18 protein-coding genes and 1 riboswitch are annotated in these 19,636 nt (G+C 39.1%); of the genes, 15 read left to right on the forward strand and 3 right to left on the reverse strand.

Features of this window, described 5'->3' with window-relative positions; all coding sequences use genetic code 11:
* Nucleotides 1–22: 22 nt before the first annotated feature.
* The 15 genes from mnmG (at nt 23) to priA (ending at nt 14,957) form a co-directional block, all read left to right on the forward strand.
* A complete protein-coding gene (gene mnmG, locus QMN06_RS00065) occupies nt 23–1,942 on the forward strand; it encodes a tRNA uridine-5-carboxymethylaminomethyl(34) synthesis enzyme MnmG (RefSeq protein ID WP_281971789.1) in 1,920 nt (639 codons plus the stop codon).
* Entirely contained in the window at nt 1,939–2,628 is a 690-nt protein-coding gene (gene rsmG, locus QMN06_RS00070; protein ID WP_281970470.1) for a 16S rRNA (guanine(527)-N(7))-methyltransferase RsmG, read from the forward strand. Before mnmG ends, rsmG begins: the two co-directional genes overlap by 4 nt.
* Before the next feature lie 13 nt (nt 2,629–2,641).
* Entirely contained in the window at nt 2,642–3,412 is a 771-nt protein-coding gene (locus QMN06_RS00075) for an AAA family ATPase (protein ID WP_281970471.1), read from the forward strand.
* A gap of 2 nt (nt 3,413–3,414) precedes the next feature.
* Nucleotides 3,415–4,305: a ParB/RepB/Spo0J family partition protein gene (locus tag QMN06_RS00080; protein ID WP_281971790.1), complete on the forward strand. Its 891-nt coding sequence runs from the start codon at nt 3,415–3,417 to the stop codon at nt 4,303–4,305.
* Between the two features lie 10 nt (nt 4,306–4,315).
* On the forward strand, nt 4,316–4,789 hold the full coding sequence (locus QMN06_RS00085) for an ATP synthase subunit I (RefSeq protein WP_281970472.1): 474 nt from the start codon (nt 4,316–4,318) through the stop codon (nt 4,787–4,789).
* A gap of 29 nt (nt 4,790–4,818) precedes the next feature.
* A complete protein-coding gene (gene atpB / locus QMN06_RS00090) occupies nt 4,819–5,682 on the forward strand; it encodes a F0F1 ATP synthase subunit A (protein ID WP_281970473.1) in 864 nt (287 codons plus the stop codon).
* A 34-nt stretch (nt 5,683–5,716) separates the two neighbouring features.
* Nucleotides 5,717–5,989, forward strand: coding sequence for a F0F1 ATP synthase subunit C (atpE, locus tag QMN06_RS00095; RefSeq protein WP_281970474.1), 273 nt, complete (start codon nt 5,717–5,719; stop codon nt 5,987–5,989).
* Between the two features lie 65 nt (nt 5,990–6,054).
* On the forward strand, nt 6,055–6,525 hold the full coding sequence (locus tag QMN06_RS00100) for a F0F1 ATP synthase subunit B (RefSeq protein ID WP_281970475.1): 471 nt from the start codon (nt 6,055–6,057) through the stop codon (nt 6,523–6,525).
* Nucleotide 6,526: 1 nt separating this feature from the next.
* Nucleotides 6,527–7,063 carry a F0F1 ATP synthase subunit delta gene (locus tag QMN06_RS00105; protein ID WP_281970476.1) on the forward strand — a complete coding sequence of 179 codons (537 nt, stop codon included), beginning with the start codon at nt 6,527–6,529 and terminating at the stop codon, nt 7,061–7,063.
* Nucleotides 7,064–7,113: 50 nt separating this feature from the next.
* Complete coding sequence (gene atpA / locus QMN06_RS00110) at nt 7,114–8,655, forward strand: F0F1 ATP synthase subunit alpha (protein ID WP_281970477.1); 1,542 nt, start codon at nt 7,114–7,116, stop codon at nt 8,653–8,655.
* A gap of 23 nt (nt 8,656–8,678) precedes the next feature.
* Nucleotides 8,679–9,554: a F0F1 ATP synthase subunit gamma gene (gene atpG / locus QMN06_RS00115; RefSeq protein WP_281970478.1), complete on the forward strand. Its 876-nt coding sequence runs from the start codon at nt 8,679–8,681 to the stop codon at nt 9,552–9,554.
* Between the two features lie 40 nt (nt 9,555–9,594).
* Complete coding sequence (gene atpD / locus QMN06_RS00120; protein ID WP_281970479.1) at nt 9,595–10,995, forward strand: F0F1 ATP synthase subunit beta; 1,401 nt, start codon at nt 9,595–9,597, stop codon at nt 10,993–10,995.
* Between the two features lie 23 nt (nt 10,996–11,018).
* A complete protein-coding gene (locus QMN06_RS00125; protein WP_281970480.1) occupies nt 11,019–11,435 on the forward strand; it encodes a F0F1 ATP synthase subunit epsilon in 417 nt (138 codons plus the stop codon).
* A gap of 7 nt (nt 11,436–11,442) precedes the next feature.
* The gene (gene hemE, locus QMN06_RS00130; protein WP_281970481.1) at nt 11,443–12,576 is read left to right on the forward strand and encodes a uroporphyrinogen decarboxylase; all 1,134 of its coding nucleotides are present in this window, start codon (nt 11,443–11,445) and stop codon (nt 12,574–12,576) included.
* 308 nt (nt 12,577–12,884) lie between these two features.
* On the forward strand, nt 12,885–14,957 hold the full coding sequence (gene priA / locus QMN06_RS00135; RefSeq protein WP_281970482.1) for a primosomal protein N': 2,073 nt from the start codon (nt 12,885–12,887) through the stop codon (nt 14,955–14,957).
* On the opposite strand, the gene gcvP is transcribed toward priA, so the two are convergent.
* The 3 genes from gcvP to gcvT are packed head-to-tail and all read right to left on the reverse strand — an operon-like array spanning nt 14,954 to nt 19,372.
* Nucleotides 14,954–17,854 (reverse strand): aminomethyl-transferring glycine dehydrogenase, encoded by a 2,901-nt coding sequence (gene gcvP, locus QMN06_RS00140; RefSeq protein WP_281970483.1) that lies wholly within the window; start codon nt 17,852–17,854, stop codon nt 14,954–14,956. The two genes, priA and gcvP, sit on opposite strands and share 4 nt — an antisense overlap.
* A gap of 3 nt (nt 17,855–17,857) precedes the next feature.
* On the reverse strand, nt 17,858–18,238 hold the full coding sequence (gene gcvH, locus QMN06_RS00145) for a glycine cleavage system protein GcvH (RefSeq protein WP_281970484.1): 381 nt from the start codon (nt 18,236–18,238) through the stop codon (nt 17,858–17,860).
* A gap of 18 nt (nt 18,239–18,256) precedes the next feature.
* Nucleotides 18,257–19,372 (reverse strand): glycine cleavage system aminomethyltransferase GcvT, encoded by a 1,116-nt coding sequence (gene gcvT, locus QMN06_RS00150; RefSeq protein WP_281971791.1) that lies wholly within the window; start codon nt 19,370–19,372, stop codon nt 18,257–18,259.
* 111 nt (nt 19,373–19,483) lie between these two features.
* A riboswitch (glycine riboswitch) is annotated at nt 19,484–19,566 on the reverse strand.
* Nucleotides 19,567–19,636: the final 70 nt, after the last annotated feature.

A 19,636-nucleotide genomic window follows, 5' to 3' on the forward strand; every position in this document is an offset into this window, starting at 1 on the left:
CACAATTACTTATTCTTAGATGATCGACTTTAAAAAACAATTTGATGTAATTGTCATTGGTGGCGGACATGCTGGTTGCGAGGCGGCTTTGGCAAGCTCCAGAATGGGTTGCGAAACCCTGTTATTAACCCATAATATCGAGACCCTCGGCACTATGAGTTGTAACCCCTCCATTGGGGGTATTGGAAAAGGGCATTTAGTTAAAGAAATAGATGCGATGGGTGGTGCGATGGCTCAGATAACCGATCACGCTGGAATACAATTCAGAATTCTGAACTCTAGTAAGGGGCCAGCTGTTCGTGCTACAAGAGCTCAGGCTGACAGGGCCTTATATAAATCTGCCATGCGTAGCCTATTAGAGGGGCAGCCTTTTTTAACTCTATTTCAGTCTGCAGTGGATGATTTAATTATTAGTGGTACTCGAGTGGTTGGGGCGATTACTCAATTGGGCTTACACTTCTATGCACCAACCGTTGTATTAACGGCTGGGACTTTTTTAAATGGGAAAATCCATGTTGGATTAGAAAATCACTCGGGTGGAAGAGCTGGGGATCCTGCGGCTGTTCGCTTATCTGAGAGATTAAAAGAATTACAGCTGCCTCAGGGGCGGCTTAAAACAGGAACCCCTCCAAGAATCGATGGGCGAACAATAGATTTTTCTAAAATGAAAGAGCAGCCCGGAGACCTGGACCCGCTTCCAGTTTTCTCTTTTTTAGGAAGGCCGGAGCAGCATCCTACGCAACTTCCTTGTTGGATTACTTATACGAATGAGCACACCCACGATATTATTCGAGGTGGTCTAGATCGTTCGCCTATGTATACTGGAGTGATAGAAGGAGTTGGCCCAAGATATTGTCCTTCTATAGAAGATAAAATTCATCGTTTTGCCTCAAAGCCTAGTCATCAAATTTTTTTAGAGCCTGAGGGGCTCTCTACAAACGAGTTTTATCCAAATGGGATTTCTACTAGTCTGCCGTTTGATGTCCAATTGAACCTGGTTCATAGTATTCCGGGTTTAGAAAATGCGCACATATTACGACCAGGTTATGCGATTGAATATGATTATTATGACCCGCGCTCATTAACGCAAAGCTTGGAATCTAAACAAATCGAGGGCTTGTTTTTTGCTGGTCAAATTAATGGGACTACCGGCTATGAAGAGGCAGCGGCTCAGGGTTTATTGGCTGGGATTAACGCTGGCTTGAGAGTAAAGCAAAATGACCCATGGCGCCCTTTAAGAAGGGATGCCTATTTAGGGGTATTGGTTGACGACCTTACTACAAAGGGCGTCCAAGAGCCATATCGAATGTTTACGAGTAGAGCAGAGTACCGTTTAAGTCTTCGCGAAGATAATGCAGATGCTAGGTTGACGGAGCTTGGTCGATCCATGGGCTTGGTGGATGATGCGCGGTGGAGTTTTTATTGTAAAAAACAAGAGGCTGTTTCACGTGAAACATCTCGATTAATGGAAACATGGGTTTCACCTAAAAACCTACTTGCAGAAGAAAGTACGGCTATTTTTGGCCAGATACTAAGTCATGAGTATAGTTTGGCTGATTTATTAAAAAGGCCCCAAGTTACTTATAAAGACTTGGTTGGATCGCTAGAAGGCAGATGGGCAAGTGGGGTAGAGGAGTTTGATTTGACCTTGCAAACTCAAATTAATGAACAAGTTGAAATAGGTATTAAATATCAAGGCTACATAGATAGACAAACCTTGGAGATTGAGCGTCACTCCTACTATGAGCATTTAGAGATGCCCAAATGGTTAGACTATTCTGATATCAGTGGATTGTCTAATGAAGTTCGTCAGAAATTAATTGCTAATCAACCTCAAACATTAGGTCAAGCCGCTAGAATATCTGGAGTAACTCCAGCCGCAATTTCTATTTTATTGATATATTTAAAAAAAGGCGCAGCTAGAAAAAGTGCACCCGTATGAGTTTTAATTCAACAAAATTTGAGGAAAGAGTTCAGCAAGGACTTGAGTTACTTGAAATATCATGTAGCCCTAGCCAAATCAATCAATTAGTCGTGTTTAGCATAGATTTTTTTAAGTGGAACTCTATCCATAATTTAAGTGCAATTACAGATGAAGATGAATACTTAAGTGCACATGTTATGGACTCTTTAGCTGTTCTTCATCCGATTTTAAAAACAGTTCAGGAGGGGATTCTGCCTGAACGAGCTCAAATAGCTGATTTGGGTGTTGGTGGAGGATTTCCGGGAATGCTTTTAGCGATATTTATCCCGAATTTTGAGTTTTTTTTGGTGGAAGCCGTTCGAAAAAAAACAGCTTTTTTGCAGCATATGAAGGGTAGATTAAAACTAAACAATGTTCAAGTTGTTGAACAAAGAATAGAAAACTTTGCTAAGCAAAATCCTCACTCAATGGATGCAACCATTTCAAGAGCATTTACGGAGTTAAAGCACTTTATTGAATATTCAGATCCTTTGGTAAAAGAGGGAGGGCTAATGTTTGCAATGAAGTCGCAAAAAATAACAGTAGAGTTAGAGGGATTACCAAATACGCATCAAGTTATTTTTAACAACGAACTCAAAATCCCTTATTTAGATGCCTATAGATGTATTTTATGCATCCAATCCATGAGAAAATCTAACCAATAAATAGGGGTGTAAGATGGCGAAGATTTTTTGTATAGCAAATCAAAAAGGTGGGGTTGGAAAAACAACAACCGCGATTAATTTAGCTGCTGGGCTAGCGGCATTAAAGCAAAGAGTTTTATTAGTAGACTTGGACCCACAAGGTAATGCTACCATGGGTTCCGGTATAGATAAACACCAACTAGACCATTCTGTCTATCAAGTTTTAATTGGACATAGTAGCATAGAAAAATCAAAATATCCTTCTGAATCAGGGGGTTATGATGTTGTGCCTGCTAACCGAAACTTGGCCGGTGCTGAAATTGAGTTAGTCGACTTTAAAAATAGAGAGTCAATCTTAAGAGATGCATTACAAAAAGTAGCGGATGATTATGACTTTATTCTTATCGACTGCCCTCCGGCACTTTCTTTATTAACTCTGAATGGCTTATGCGCCGCAAATGGAGTAATAGTACCCATGCAATGCGAGTACTTTGCTTTGGAGGGCTTGTCCGATTTAGTAAATAGCATCAAACAGGTTCATGCAAACTTAAACCCAGGATTGAAAATTATTGGATTGTTAAGAGTTATGTTTGATCCTCGAACGGCCTTACAACAGCAAGTTTCGGAACAATTGATTCAACATTTTGGCGATAAAGTTTTTAAATCAATTATTCCTAGGAATGTTCGACTAGCAGAGGCACCCTCATATGGAATTCCAGGTGTTGTTTATGATAAATCCTCACGTGGAGCAAAGGCTTATGTGGAGTTTGGTTTGGAAATGATAGAAAGAATAAAGAGTATTTAGTGATGATTAAAAAAAAGGGCCTTGGCAGAGGGCTTGAAGTTCTGCTTGGTGAGTCTATTGATTTAAGCGGTCAAGATTCAAAAGAAAGTTCAACAAAGGAGCTAAAACTTTCTCAACTTCAGCGAGGCAAGTATCAGCCGCGTATGCAGATGAAAGAAAGTGAATTAGAAGAGTTGGCACAAAGTATAAGAGCACAGGGGGTTATGCAACCCTTGTTAGTGCGGTCAATTGGCTCAAACCAATATGAAATCATTGCCGGTGAGAGAAGGTTTAGAGCCGCAGGGATGGCGGGGCTAGAGTCAGTTCCTGTGCTCATAAAAAATGTAGATGATCAGACAGCTGCCGCTATGGCACTGATCGAAAACATGCAACGAGAAGATTTAAATCCTTTAGAAGAGGCTGAGGGATTGGCTAGATTAATTGCGGACTTTGGTTTTACACATGAACAGGCCGCTCAAGTGGTAGGCAAGTCAAGAAGTGCTGTAACTAATCTTTTGCGATTAACTCAATTAAGTAAATCCGTTCAAGCATTGTTAGCCTCAGGTGAAATTGACATGGGACATGCAAGAGCCTTATTGCCTATATCTCCGGCTATGCAAATTGGTCTTGCTCAAAGAGTGGCTGCACAGGGGCTCTCCGTCAGAGAAACGGAAAGATTAGCTAATGGAATTTTGAACTCTAGCAAAAAAAACGATACTGACAAAACTGAAAAAAATAAAACAAAAATTAAGCCGGACCCAGATTTAAAGCGCATTGAAAATCACATGGCAGATTCAATCGGGTTGATGGTAGAAATTAAGACTCGCTCAAAAGGTGGCGAAATAAAAATTAAATTTTCGCACACAGACGAGTTACAAAACTTATTACAAAAGCTTGGATTGAGGAATCTGTAAAGAAAACTTTATGGAATATGATAATTATGAAGAAGAAAGCTTAGAGTCGGAGTTTAAAAAGCTAACGCGTGACGAAGCGCATAGGCTATTTACTGAGAGTCAACTTGCCCCAAAGGTCACTAGCCCATGGCAAATTGTGAAGTTACAAAGTCTTTTAACATTTGCGTTTACAGTGGTAGCGGAAATTTATAGTTTAATTTTTAATGAAAAACACCTAGTTCTATCAGTGTTACTAGGAGGGGTTTTAGGGGTATTCCCTAGCATTGTGTTTATAATTAGAATTCAAGCTGTAAAAAAAAGTTTAAATGCAAGGAAGTTTATTAGTTCATGGATTTTAGCTGAAGTCATAAAAATTACATTAACGTTAACTATAATAATTCTTGTAATTCGATTGGTACCCAATTTAAATTGGTTGTTGTTTTTAGGAATGTTTGTTGTAACGTTGCAGTCTTACTGGTTGATTGGTTTTTTAAAGAAGAATTAATAGTTACTAAGGGTATTGGAAAAATATAGATGTCAGCTGAAGCCTCGTCCACAGAATCATTACAACCTACTGAATATATTCTCGAGCATTTAACAAACCTCAATTCTATGGGGCATGCTCAAACTGAAATAGTCGACTTTAGTGTTTTAAATTACGATACTATTTTCTGGTCTTTAACGATGGGCTTGTTGGCGGTCGGCTTATTAGTTCTTGCGGCAAGACGCTCTACAGCAGGAGTGCCTGGAAGATTTCAAGCACTAGTTGAAATGATTGTTGAACTGGTGGAAACACAATCCAAAAACATTGTTCATGGGGATAGAACATTTATTGCACCATTAGCTCTATTTGTTTTTTGTTGGATTATTTTCATGAACACATTAGATTTGATACCTATTGATTGGGTTAATGGTGTAAATGGAGTTCTAAGTGTGTTTCATATACACGTTTCCCACCACAAAATTGTTCCAACTACAGATTTAAATGGAACAATGGGCATGTCCCTATCAGTATTACTAATTATTTTGTATTACAGTGTGAAGATCAAAGGGATTGGTGGTTTTGCTCACGAGTTAGTCTCAGCACCATTCGGTGCCAAATGGTATCTCGCACCATTCAACTTACTACTCAACTTGATTGAGTATGTAGCAAAAACGGTTTCACTAGGCATGCGACTTTTTGGAAATATGTATGCTGGTGAATTAATATTCATGTTAATCGCACTGTTAGGAAGCATTTGGACATTCAGTTTAGATCCAAGTCTTTTCGGCTTTGTAGGACATGTTATAGCTGGAGCGGCATGGGCAATATTTCATATATTGGTCATTCTCTTACAGGCGTTCATTTTCATGATGCTTACGCTGGTCTATATAGGTCAAGCGCATAGTCATCATTAATTTTTTTATTTTTTTATTTAACTAGGAGTCAACAATGCTAAATCAGTTCATCGGAAATATTCAAGGTTTGACAGCGGTCGGTATCGGTATCATTATCGGTCTGGGTGCTATTGGTGCTTGTTTAGGTATCGGTTTAATGGGTGGTAAATATATCGAAGCTTGCGCACGTCAACCTGAATTGATGGAGCCGCTACAAACTAAGATGTTCTTGTTAGCCGGTTTGATTGATGCTGCATTCTTGATCGGTGTTGGTATTGCTATGCTTTTCGCATTCGCAAACCCATTGTTGTCAAAATTAACAGCTTAATAGTTTTAAAAAGTGATAACTACTGGATACAGTAGTTCTGTCAAACTGAACCGAAAGGAAAAGCCGTGAATCTGAACGCGACCCTATTCGCGCAAATGGTTGTGTTTTTCATCCTCTGGTGGGTGGTAGCTAAATTTGTTTGGCCGCCGCTTGTTAAAGCCTTAGATGAAAGAGCAACTAAAATTGCAGATGGATTAGCAGCTGCTGAGAAAGGTAAAACTGATTTAGAGTTTGCCACAAAGCGTGCTGATCAAGCCTTGGCTGAGGCGAGAAATGAAGGAGCACAACGTATTGCTGAAGCTGAAAAGCGTGCTCAACTTAGTGCCGATGAAATCAAGCAAAATGCACAAGCAGAAGCCGCACGTATTATTGCCCAAGCTAAAGCTGATGCGGATCAACAGATCATCCGGGCGCGAGATGAACTTCGTGCTCAGGTCGCATCTTTAGCGGTCAAAGGTGCTGAGCAAATTTTGCGTAAAGAAATTAACCCGGCTGCACATGCTTCTTTGTTAGACCAATTGAAAGCTGAGTTGTAATATGGCGGATTTAGCAACAATCGCTCGCCCATACGCTGAAGCTTTAGCTGGTACTGCCTTGCCTGAAGAAATGGCAAAGTGGTCTGAACAGTTAGGCTCTTTAGCACATCTTGCCAGCAATCACGAAGTTGCAATTCTTTCTTCAAACCCTAATGTATCCCAAGAGCAGTTAGCAGATTTGTTAACTGCAGGTATTTCAGGTGATATTTCACCGGCTTTGAAAAAATTTATAACTTTGTTGACATTGAACCATCGTATTGCTGCTTTACCAGAAATTTCAAAGCAGTTTGATGAAATCAAAAATACTAGAGATGGTTCCGCTGAGGTGCAAATAACAAGTGCTTTTCCAATGGGTGAAGATGAAGTTAAAAGCTTGGTTGCTGCTATTTCAAAGCGTTTTGGAAATAAAAATTTAAAACCAACTGTTTCAATCGATCCAGAATTAATTGGTGGAGTGAGAGTTCAGGTTGGCGATGAAGTGTTGGACACATCGGCAAAGTCAAGATTAGAGGCGATGCAAGCCGCTTTACTTTCATGAGCAAAATAAACAAGTAGTACAACGAAATTAAAAGACCCTAGGAGTTATAAATGCAACTTAACCCATCTGAGATCAGTGAGCTGATCAAAAGTCGAATCAGTAGTGTTGGTGTAGACGCTGAAGTTCGAAATCAAGGTACTGTTATTTCTGTGACTGACGGCATATGCCGTGTTCACGGTTTATCAGGTGTTATGCAAGGTGAGATGTTAGAGTTTCCAAATAACACATTTGGTTTAGCCCTGAACTTAGAGCGTGATTCAGTCGGAGCAGTTATTTTAGGTGCTTATGAGCACATTTCAGAAGGTGACCCTGTAAAATGTACGGGTCGTATTCTTGAAGTTCCAGTTGGTCCAGAGCTTTTAGGTAGAGTTGTAAATACGCTTGGTCAGCCTATTGATGGTAAGGGTCCAATCAACGCAAAGCAAACAGACATTATTGAAAAAGTGGCACCTGGCGTTATTGCGCGTCAGTCCGTTAGCCAGCCTTTACAAACAGGTCTTAAGTCAATTGATGCTATGGTTCCGATTGGAAGAGGACAGCGCGAGTTAATTATTGGTGATAGACAAACAGGTAAAACAGCCGTTGCGATTGATGCCATTATTAATCAAAAAGGTAAGGGCGTATATTGTGTTTACGTGGCGATCGGTCAAAAAGCATCAACTATTAATAACGTAGTTCGTAAACTAGAAGAGCATGGCGCTCTTGCTTATACGATTGTTGTTGCGGCTACAGCGTCTGATTCAGCAGCGATGCAATATTTGTCAGCATATGCTGGTTGCACTATGGGCGAGTACTTTAGAGATCGTGGTGAAGATGCATTAATTGTTTATGATGATTTGACTAAGCAAGCGATTGCATATCGTCAAGTATCACTTTTGCTACGTAGACCTCCAGGCCGCGAAGCTTATCCTGGCGATGTGTTCTATTTGCACTCAAGATTATTGGAGCGTGCAGCTCGCGTTAACGCCGAATATGTAGAGAAATTCACGAACGGTGATGTGAAGGGTAAAACAGGTTCTTTAACAGCCCTACCAGTGATTGAAACTCAAGCCGGTGACGTTTCTGCATTTGTTCCAACGAACGTTATTTCAATTACCGACGGACAAATCTTCTTAGAAACTGACTTATTTAATGCGGGTGTACGCCCAGCGATTAATGCAGGTATTTCAGTATCGAGAGTTGGTGGAGCGGCACAGACAAAAGTTATCAAAAAACTTTCTGGCGGTATTCGTACTGACCTTGCTCAGTACCGTGAACTTGCTGCGTTTTCTCAGTTTGCTTCTGACTTAGATGATGCAACACGTAAACAGTTAGATCGTGGACGTCGAGTAATGGAATTGCTAAAGCAGTCTCAATACAATCCACAACAAGTTTGGCAGTTATCAGCTTCTTTATACGCAGCGAATAATGGCTTCCTAGACAATGTCGAAGTTAAAGATATTCTTCCTTTTGAAAAAGGAATGCAGGATCATCTTAAGGCTAAATACGCCGATTTAATTGGCCGTATTGAAGACACTAAAGAGTTATCCAAGGATGACGAAGTTGCATTAAAAGCAGCTGTCGAAGACTTTAAACGTTCTGCTTCTTTCTAATATAAAGAGGCGAGGAGAGCCGCGTGGCTGGAACTAAAGAAATACGAAACAAAATCAAGAGCGTACAAAATACGCGAAAGATTACCAAAGCAATGGAAATGGTTGCAGCGTCAAAGATGCGTCGTGCGCAAGAGCGTATGCGTGCAGCCAGACCATTTGCTGCCAAAATTAGGAATGTTGCAGCCAATATTACTCGTGCAAACCCCGAGTATCGACCACCATTTTTAGTTGAAAGAGAAGTTAAAAATGTTGGCATCATTTTAATTACTACTGACAAGGGATTGTGCGGTGGATTGAATACGAATATTTTACGTATGCTAACCACAAGTATGAAGTCTTGGCACGGTGATAAAAAAGATATTTTGTGTACTGCAATAGGTGCAAAAGGCTTTCAATTCCTAAACCGAATTAAAGCAAAGCTCGTATCACACGCTACACATTTAGGTGATAAGCCATTGCTTGATGATTTAATTGGTACGATTAAAATTCAACTTGATGCTTTTGAAAAAGGCGAAGTTGATGAAATTTACTTATGCTACAACCGCTTTATCAATACGATGAAGCAAGAGCCAGTAATTGAAAAGATATTACCATTGCCGATGGAAAGCCTAGATCAATCTTCACAAGAGAAGGTTGCTTACGGTTGGGACTACATATATGAGCCAGATGCTCAAACAGTATTAGATGATTTACTGAAAAAATATATTGAAGCAATCATATATCAGGCAGTATCAGAAAACATGGCCTCTGAACAATCAGCTCGAATGGTTGCGATGAAAGCGGCTTCTGATAATGCGAAGAACTTAATAGCGGAATTACAGCTTGACTATAACAAGACACGTCAAGCGGCTATTACTAAAGAATTATCAGAAATTGTAAGTGGCGCAGCAGCGGTTTAATTTAAAGAATTGTAAATATTGATTTGATTGGAGAAATGCGATGAGTAACGGAAATATCGTTCAATGTATTGGAGCTGTTGTGGATATTCAGTTCCCGCGCGATGGTATGCCTAAGGTTTATGACGCCTTAGTTTTAGAAGAAAGCAATGAAGCATCTTTTGCTGAAAAAGGCTTAACTTTTGAAGTTCAACAACAGTTAGGCGACGGAGTTGTTCGTACAATTGCGATGGGTTCAAGCGATGGATTACGCCGTGGTATGAGCGTTCGTGGAACAGGTGCCCCAATTTCCGTTCCTGTGGGTCCTGCAACTCTTGGTCGTATTATGGACGTATTAGGAAGACCAATTGATGAGGCTGGTCCGATAGCAACAGAAGAGCGTAGATCTATTCATCAAGCTGCCCCAAAATTTGACGAACTTTCTCCTTCCGTAGATTTATTAGAGACAGGTATTAAGGTTATCGACCTTGTTTGCCCATTTGCTAAGGGTGGTAAAGTCGGACTGTTCGGTGGTGCGGGTGTGGGTAAAACAGTGAATATGATGGAATTAATTAATAACATTGCTAAACAACACTCAGGACTTTCTGTTTTTGCTGGTGTTGGCGAGAGAACTCGTGAGGGTAATGACTTCTATCATGAAATGAAGGATTCAAATGTTTTAGATAAAGTTGCAATGGTTTTTGGACAGATGAATGAGCCACCAGGAAACCGTTTACGTGTTGCGTTGACTGGCCTATCAATGGCTGAGCGTTTCCGTGATGAAGGAAGAGACATTCTGTTCTTCGTTGACAATATTTATCGTTATACCCTAGCTGGAACAGAGGTTTCTGCGCTTTTGGGGCGTATGCCATCAGCCGTAGGTTACCAGCCTACACTCGCAGATGAAATGGGACGTTTACAGGAGCGTATTACTTCTACTAAAACAGGCTCAATTACATCTATTCAGGCTGTTTATGTTCCAGCGGATGACTTAACTGACCCATCTCCTGCAACAACATTCCAACACTTAGACTCTACAGTTGTTTTATCACGTGATATTGCAGCACTTGGTATTTATCCTGCAGTTGATCCTTTAGACTCAACAAGTCGTCAGTTAGATCCATTAGTTGTTGGAACAGAGCACTATGCAGTTGCGCGTGGAGTTCAAACCACTTTGCAACGTTATAAAGAGTTGCGCGATATTATCGCTATTTTAGGTATGGATGAGCTTTCACCTGAAGATAAGCAGTCAGTTGCTCGTGCACGTAAAATCCAACGCTTCTTGTCACAGCCATTCCACGTCGCGGAAGTCTTTACAGGCTCTCCTGGAAAGTATGTAACTTTAAAAGAAACAATCCGTGGATTTAAAATGATTGTAGATGGAGAGTTAGACCACTTGCCAGAACAAGCATTCTATATGGTTGGCACAATTGACGAAGCTATTGAAAAAGCTAAGAAGCTTTAATTTAAATAAGGTTTTAATACATTATGGCTACCATACATGTTGATGTTGTAAGTGCAGAAAATTCGATTTATTCAGGCGAAGCTAAATTTATAGCTTTGCCTGGAGAATCCGGAGAGTTAGGCGTATTGCCAGGCCATACACCTTTAATCACTCGTATCCGCCCCGGATCCGTCAGAATTGAAAAACCCGATGGTGAAGAAGAGTTTGTTTTTGTTGCTGGTGGGATCCTTGAGGTTCAACCACACTCTGTTACGGTATTAGCCGATACTGCAATAAGAGGTGCAGATCTAGATGAAGCTAAAGCAAACGAAGCCAAGCGCCGCGCTGAAGATTTAATGGCTACTCGCACATCAGATATTGATTTTGCGCATGCTCAATCTGAGTTTGCTATGGCAGCGGCTCAACTTGCAGCTATTGCTAGATTCCGCAGAAAAAAATAAATAAAAATTGCCAGGTAATATCTTTCCTGAATTAATCAATGACAGGTTCTTAAAGGCTTGTCGTTTTGAGAAGTTAGACAGTACTCCAATTTGGTTAATGAGACAAGCGGGAAGATATCTACCGGAATATAACAAAACAAGAGCTAAAGCTGGAAGTTTTTTACAGTTAGCAAAAAATCCACAACTTTCATCAGAAGTAACCCTGCAGCCAATAGATCGTTATGGATTAGATGCTGCAATTTTATTTTCAGATATCCTAACTATTCCAGATGCAATGGGTCTTGGCTTGAGCTTTGAGCAGGGCGAAGGACCTAGATTTTCAAATCCCCTTAGAACTGAAAAGAGTATTAAGGATTTAAGAGTCGCAGACATGGATCAGTTGCGGTATGTCTTTGATGCCGTTAGTCAAATCAAAAAAGATCTAATTCAGGATGGCAAGCAAAGAGTTCCATTAATAGGGTTCTCAGGAAGCCCATGGACTTTAGCTTGCTATATGGTTGAGGGGGCTGGATCAAAAGATTTTCAAGAAACTAAAACGATGTTGTACAAACGCCCTGATTTAATGAAGCACATTTTAGATATTAATATTCAATCTGTTACAGAGTACCTTCGCTTACAAATTGAATCAGGAGCCCAAGCGGTTATGTTGTTTGATACTTGGGGTGGACTTTTGTCTTCTGTAGATTATTTAGAGTATTCATTGGCGCCGATGAGAGAGGTTATTAGAAGACTTCATGAAGATCGAGAGATAAAAGAACAAGTCCCTATTTTGTTATTTTCAAAAGGCGGAGCAATTTGGCTAAATGAAATGGCAAAATCAGGAGCCGATGTCTTAGGATTGGATTGGACTATTTCATTATCTAAGGCAAGAGAACTTTTGGGTAAACAAAAAATAGCGATACAAGGAAACCTTGATCCATTAACTTTATTAGGTGATCAAAAGATCATTAAAAAAAAGGTGAGTGAGCTATTTAATGAGTTGGCGCTTACTAAGGCAATCGATGATGAAATATCACCTCTAGATGGACATATTTTTAATCTAGGGCATGGAATTTCTCAATTTACTCCCCCAGAAAATGTCTACTGTTTAATTGATGCCATAAGATCAGAGTCGAAAAGGCACCGAACAAAGATAATTTGAGGTTACTTAAGTAAAATAGTAGAAAAGTTATACACAGGTAGCTTTGCTATCGACACATAACAGTACCTTGCAATAGATACTAAATTTGATTTCTACAAAAAGCCTATAAGTTGTTGATTTAAAATATAATATCTATATTAAGTGATGGAATCAATAAATAAAATGTGATTTCTCTAGAAAGAAAGGAAGTGTAAACTAACAAATAATCCACAGAGTTATCCACAGGATAATCTTAAAAAGAAAGATTTGAATCAAAGTTAGTAATTACTATGTTGTATCAAAAATAAATACGGAAAATAGTCATTCAAGTGATCGTAACTATAGCTATTGATGTTCCTATATTTCAACTATTTGATTACATCTGGAATCAAGAGGAGTTATTACAAGCTCCGCAAATAGGAGATATTGTAAAAGTTGAATTCAGAAAAAAAATTACAGCAGGTATTGTCTTACAAATAGATAAGAAGAATTCGTGTGCAAATGATCAAATAAGAAATTTAAAGCCAGTATTAGCAATAGCGCCCGATTTAAAAGTAACTACTCAAGTAATAAGTTTATGTCAGTTTTCAGCAAAATACTATTTAAAACCTTTAGGGGAGACATTATTTACAAGCATTCCTGCAGACTGGAAAAGGCCAAATAAATGGAGCCTATTACAAAAACAAAAATTAAAAGAACAAGAAAAAAAACAAAAAAAAAGCAAAAGTGATGTCGCTGAATACCAATGGGATTTGAATGAAGAACAAATCAAGAGCTTAGAGTATTTACAAACTAGTTCTAAAAAAAATCGCTTTGAAATAACCTTATTAAAGGGAATAACTGGTAGTGGAAAAACAGCCGTATATTTAACATGGCTAAAGGAAGTATTAAAGGATGATAACGCTCAATGTCTGATACTAGTTCCAGAAATAAATTTAACGCCGCAACTAGAAAAAATAGTAAAACAAGTTTTTGTAAACGAAGAGGTTTCAGTGCTTCATAGCGACATAAGCTCAGCGCAAAGGAATCTTGCTTGGTGGAAAATAGAAAATGGAATATCTCGTGTCATATTGGGCACGCGACTTAGTATATTTGCACCAGCTAAAACCATTAAAGCCATGGTCATTGACGAAGAACACGACAACTCATATAAACAACAAGACGGTTTAAGGTATCACGCAAGGGATTTAGCGATATGGAGAGCCGCTGAACTCAAAATACCAATAGTCCTAACATCTGCTACACCATCTTCTGAAACATGGCATAAAGTTTTACAAAATAAGATAAGCTTATTAACATTAAATAAAAAAGCTAAAGATGGAGCAAGCCTTTCAACATTAAATCTAATTGATTTAGCCGTTGCAAGAAAAAACAAAAAAATTAACACATATGGGATAACAGAAGAGTTACACGAAGTTATCACCAGAACACAGAAAAACAATAAACAAACACTAATCTATATAAATAGAAGAGGGTATGCTCCCATATTGCACTGTAAAACATGTTCTTGGAAGTCAAGCTGTAATAAGTGTAGTGCGTGGATGGTTGTTCATAAAAAAATAGGTAGTAATAGAAAATTATTGCAATGCCATCATTGTGGAAGTAATCAATACATACCTCTCAGTTGTCCGGATTGTGGGAACCAAGATTTAGAAACACTTGGAATGGGAACACAAAAAATAGAGGAGTTTTTAAAAGAAACATATCCTCAAATAGATTTAATAAGAATTGATAGTGACTCAACTAAATCAAAAGGATCAGCTGATGAGTTATTTAAAAAAATACATGCGGGTGAGCCTGCCATAATCATTGGTACACAAATGATTATTAAGGGACATGATTTTCAACACATACAATCAATTATTGTGATGGACGTCGATAAGAGTTTGTACTCTCAAGATTTTCGAGCAATTGAAAAAATATTTTCACAACTAGTTCAAGTAGCCGGAAGAGCCGGACGAGGTGAAGCAGCTGAAGGTTCCAATATCTATATTCAAACAGAGTTTGTGGACCATCCGATGTTTAAAGCATTGGCAGAACATCAGTATGATCAGTTTATAACGGATATTGTAAAAGAGAGGCAGGATTACCAACTACCACCATATTCACATCAGGCACTCATTATTGCGGAATCGAAAAATGAGCAAATTAATAATGAAGTACTAAATAATTTAAAACAGTATTTAGAGCATGAGTTGCCTGAGAATATTCAAATAAGTGATCCAACGCCTAGAGTTTTACAACGATTATCCGGGGTTGATAGAAACCAAATATTAATTGAAACAAACGATAGAGTTAAATTACAAAAAACACTTGAAAAAGCATTGGATTATATTGAGGTTATCAAGAAAAAATCACGATCAATAAAATTACTAATCGATCGTGACCCACTTCAGTTTTAAATTTCCTCGTACTCGCTCATCGGAACACACGCACAAAATAAATTTCGATCACCATGGACGTTATCGACCCTACCAACTGGCGGCCAATATTTATTAAGCCTTAGTCTTGAAACTGGATAAGCAGCTATTTCTCTAGAGTACGAGTGCTTCCATTCAGATGATAAAAGGGAGTGTGCGGTATGTGGAGCGCTTTTTAACGGATTATCCAATGGAGCAAACTTACCTGTAATGACTAATTCTATTTCTTCACGAATACAAATCATTGCATCAATAAATCGATCCATTTCAAATTTAGACTCACTTTCTGTGGGTTCTATCATCAAAGTTCCTGGAACAGGAAAGCTCATCGTAGGGGCATGAAATCCAAAGTCTATTAAGCGTTTGGCAATATCCTCATTACTAATGCCGGAAAGTTTTTGAATAGGCCTAATATCTAAAATACACTCATGGGCAACTAAATCATTTTGACCTTTGTATAAGATTGGAAAATGAGGACTGAGTTTTTTTGCTATATAGTTGGCGGAAAGAATAGCAACTTCCGTTGCTTGCCGAAGGCCATTCGAACCCATCATTGCAACATACATCCAAGAAATAGGAAGTATTGATGCAGAACCATATGGCGCAGAACTTATACGAGGACGACGTTGACTAGATTTGGCAATTGAGTCAGCAGTAAAAGACATAGGCAAAAAAGGAGCTAGGTGAGCTTTTGCTGCAATTGGTCCAACACCGGGACCACCGCCACCGTGAGGAATACAAAAAGTTTTATGTAAATTCAAGTGACTAACATCCCCACCAAAATGCCCAGGAGATGCTGTACCAACTAAAGCATTCATATTGGCCCCATCAATATATACCTGACCACCATGAGCATGAATTAATTCACAGACCACTTTTACGTGAGATTCAAAAACTCCGTGAGTAGAGGGATAAGTAATCATCATAGCCGCGAGGTTTGAAGAGTGAGATACTACTTTAGTATGTAGATCTGCATAATCAATATTTCCATCAGAGTCACATGCAATCACTACCACTTCCATCCCAGCCATTTGTGCAGATGCAGGATTAGTGCCGTGAGCCGATGATGGAATAAGACAAATATTACGGTGCATATCTCCACGAGACTCATGATAAGCCTGAATCGCCAATAGACCAGCATACTCACCTTGTGATCCAGCATTCGGCTGTAAAGATACACAATCATAACCAGTTGCTGCACACATCATATGTTCAACTTGTTCTATGAGCTCCGCATATCCAGTCCATTGACCAGAAGGTGCAAAGGGATGAATTTGATTAAATGTGGGCCATGAAATGGGTAACATTTCACTGGTAGCATTTAACTTCATCGTGCAAGAACCAAGCGGGATCATCGTTCTATCTAATGCCAAATCTTTATCTGAAAGGCGGCGAAGATATCGAAGCATTTCATGTTCTGAGTGATATCGATTAAATGTTGGGTGGGTTAAAAAAGAATCTGTACGACCTAAATCTTGAGGAAAGAAGGATTCTGATGTGGGTATAAATGACTCAAGCTTATCAACCATCAATTCAATACCAAATGCTTTTAAAATAACAGTTATATCCTCATCAGAACAAGTTTCATCTAAGGAGATCACAAGATGTTGATCATCTAAATATCTAAAATTCATTTGAAGAGAATTGGCTTTGGAAAGAATGGACTCTACAAGGTTTGACTTAATAAGTAGAGTATCAAACCAAGTTGAGTTACAAACGGCTACGCCATGCTTCTTGAGGGTATTAGCCAATAAAGAAGTATAGAAATGGGTACGAAGAGCAATTTTCTTTAAACCCTGTGGTCCATGGTAAACGGCAAACATACTAGCAATAACAGCCAATAAAACTTGTGCAGTACAAATATTTGAAGTTGCCTTTTCTCTTCGAATATGCTGTTCACGAGTTTGTAAAGCGAGACGATAAGCAGACTTACCATTTGAGTCAATACTGACACCAACCAACCGTCCGGGCATATTTCTTTTATAAATATCTTTAGTCGCTAAAAAAGCGGCATGCGGACCACCGAAGCCAATCGGCACACCAAAGCGTTGTGAATTGCCGATCACAATATCAGCTAGAAGCTTGGCAGGAGACTCCAACAATGTTAGAGCTAATAAATCAGCAGCAATAATAAACAAGCCTTTAATTGCATGAATGTGCTCGCTCATTTTTAAATAATCGTCAAGGGAATGTATGTGGCCATTGCCCCCTGGATATTGAATAATTGCACCAAAAACATCATATTGCGGGATATTGAAAGCGTCATCTACGATGACATGGATATTTAATGGCTTTGCTCGAGTTTTAATGACATCTATAGTTTGGGGGAAAACGTCTGAAGCAACAAAAAAAGAGGTGGATGAAGACTCTGTCGAGCGAAGTGCCAATGTCATTGCCTCAGCAGCAGCAGTCCCTTCATCAAGCATAGACGCATTTGCAATATCCATGCCCGAAAGGTCCATAATCATTTGTTGGAAATTGATGATAGCTTCTAATCTGCCCTGAGATATCTCAGGTTGATAAGGTGTATAAGCGGTATACCAAGAAGGGTTTTCTAAAATATTTCTTTGTATGACAGCGGGAGTAAATGTATTGTAATAACCTTGGCCAATCCAACTTTTATAGACTAAATTTTTATTAGCGAGTGACTTCAATTGGTTTAACGCATCAATTTCTGAAAGTGGCTCGGTAAATTTAGAAAGTGGTAATGCTTGATTTTCTCTAATAGAAGACGGAACTACGGATTGAATTAAATCCTCTCTTGATTGAAAGCCGAGTACCCGAAGCATAGAATTTTGTTCATCGGGTGACGGGCCAATATGCCTTGAAATAAATTCAGCATGTGTTTGAAGGTTATCTTGTACTAGAGAGGAAGGCATACGTTATTCCCCAATGGATGAGCTATATGATGCAGCATCAAGTAGGTCATTTAGATCAGTAGGATTTGATGCTTTGATCTTAAAAAACCAAGAGTCGTAGGGGGCGGAATTTATTTGTTCAGGAGAGTTCGTAAGAGCCTCATTAATAGCGATAATTTCACCATTGATTGGTGCGTAAATATCACTTGCTGCTTTAACTGATTCTACAACAGCACAATTAGATTTTGCAACAACTTGTTGCCCCACTTTGGGAAGCTCTATAAACACAATATCACCTAAAGCATCTTGAGCATGATGCGTAATTCCTACTGAATAAGATCCATCTTCGTTAGATAAACACCATTCGTGAGAAGCTGCGTATTTTAAATTTTGTGGCACTGACATAAAAAATCTCCTAAAAAATTAAATAAGAATTTGACCGCGACGAACAAATTGAGGTTTGACTAATTGAGCATCAATTTCTTGATCGCGAATAATAACTTGAACAATAGATCCAAGAATTTGACCTTTGGGTAAACGGGCTAAGCCAATAGACTTCTCTAGAGAGGGACTATACGTTCCAGAACATATTTCACCTAAACCCGAAGGAGTTACAACTTTCTGATGAGATCGAATAATCCCTTTGCCTAATAAAACGAGACCTAAAAAATCAAATTGTTGACCATCTTGAATGAGATGAGATTTACCAATGAAATTGCGCTCGCTTTTTAAATCGACTGTCCAAGACAATCCAGAATCAAGAGGGCTCGTTTGTGTATTCATATCTTGGCCGTATAAGTTATAGCCAGCCTCAATACGAAGAGTGTCTCTGGCACCCAAACCAGCAGGTTTTAAATCTGATGAAAGATTTAGTAAATAGTCCCAAACGAACTGACCTTGAGATATTGGAATACTTATCTCAAAACCATCCTCGCCCGTATAGCCAGTTCTAGCAAACATTAATCTGCCAAATTGAGTGGCTAAATAGGAAACATGAAAATAGGTAAGCTTTTCTAATTCATTAGCAATCGTTGGAAATGCTTCTGAAAGAACTTTTAAACTTAACGGCCCTTGAACTGCTAATAAGACCTCAGGCTCGATGCAATGATTTAAGCCATCCCGCCTAGGAATAAGAGCAATATTTTTAAAAGCTTTTGCTTGTTCATTGATCCAAATGAGGTCTGAATTTGCAGTTGACGCGTTTATCACTAAACGGTATCGATCCTCAAGCCTATAGACGATTAAATCATCAATAATGCCGCCCTCGTGATTTAACATACAAGAATAGAGACCCATTCCAGGAGCTTTCAGCTTATGAATATTATTTGCCAAAAGATAGGTTAAAAAGGCAGATGAGTCAGAGCCGAAACAATCAACCACAGCCATGTGGGAAACATCAAATAAACTGGCAGAAGTTCTTGTGTGCAAATGCTCACTTAGCTGAGAGCCATAGTGTATGGGCATTTCCCAGCCACCAAAATCAATCATTTTTGCACCGAAGGATTTGTGCGCCTCGTTAAAAATAGTATACGCTGGCATAGGAGCCATAGGAATCCTAATGAAGGCCCCCCTGTCCTTGATACCTGAGAGATTACGCAATATTCTGCGTTAGCCCCTTCGGTGGGCAATTAAATGCCGCTCTCCAGAGTGTTAATGTTGACAGTCCTTTTGCCTGAGCGTTTATGGGCATTGCGCCTTCGGCGGTGTAATACACTCTCTCCTACCAACCCTTAAAGTTTAACTTAAAATTGAAAGATAAAATGATGAAAACGAAACTTTTTTGCTGTAAAAATCCTTGATATG

The sequence above is a fragment of the Polynucleobacter sp. SHI8 genome (assembly GCF_027944005.1).
Taxonomy (GTDB): Bacteria; Pseudomonadota; Gammaproteobacteria; order Burkholderiales; family Burkholderiaceae; genus Polynucleobacter.

Excerpts from the sequence above, each read along its gene's own strand:
- QMN06_RS00085 (WP_281970472.1), top strand. The coding sequence starts at position 4,316 with ATGGAATATGATAATTATGAAGAAGAAAGCTTAGAGTCGGAGTTTAAA.
- gcvP (WP_281970483.1), bottom strand. The coding sequence starts at position 17,854 with ATGCCTTCCTCTCTAGTACAAGATAACCTTCAAACACATGCTGAATTT.
- atpA (WP_281970477.1), top strand. The coding sequence starts at position 7,114 with ATGCAACTTAACCCATCTGAGATCAGTGAGCTGATCAAAAGTCGAATC.
- atpB (WP_281970473.1), top strand. The coding sequence starts at position 4,819 with ATGTCAGCTGAAGCCTCGTCCACAGAATCATTACAACCTACTGAATAT.
- atpD (WP_281970479.1), top strand. The coding sequence starts at position 9,595 with ATGAGTAACGGAAATATCGTTCAATGTATTGGAGCTGTTGTGGATATT.
- QMN06_RS00080 (WP_281971790.1), top strand. The coding sequence starts at position 3,415 with ATGATTAAAAAAAAGGGCCTTGGCAGAGGGCTTGAAGTTCTGCTTGGT.
- atpE (WP_281970474.1), top strand. The coding sequence starts at position 5,717 with ATGCTAAATCAGTTCATCGGAAATATTCAAGGTTTGACAGCGGTCGGT.
- QMN06_RS00075 (WP_281970471.1), top strand. The coding sequence starts at position 2,642 with ATGGCGAAGATTTTTTGTATAGCAAATCAAAAAGGTGGGGTTGGAAAA.
- QMN06_RS00125 (WP_281970480.1), top strand. The coding sequence starts at position 11,019 with ATGGCTACCATACATGTTGATGTTGTAAGTGCAGAAAATTCGATTTAT.
- gcvH (WP_281970484.1), bottom strand. The coding sequence starts at position 18,238 with ATGTCAGTGCCACAAAATTTAAAATACGCAGCTTCTCACGAATGGTGT.
- gcvT (WP_281971791.1), bottom strand. The coding sequence starts at position 19,372 with ATGCCAGCGTATACTATTTTTAACGAGGCGCACAAATCCTTCGGTGCA.
- rsmG (WP_281970470.1), top strand. The coding sequence starts at position 1,939 with ATGAGTTTTAATTCAACAAAATTTGAGGAAAGAGTTCAGCAAGGACTT.
- QMN06_RS00105 (WP_281970476.1), top strand. The coding sequence starts at position 6,527 with ATGGCGGATTTAGCAACAATCGCTCGCCCATACGCTGAAGCTTTAGCT.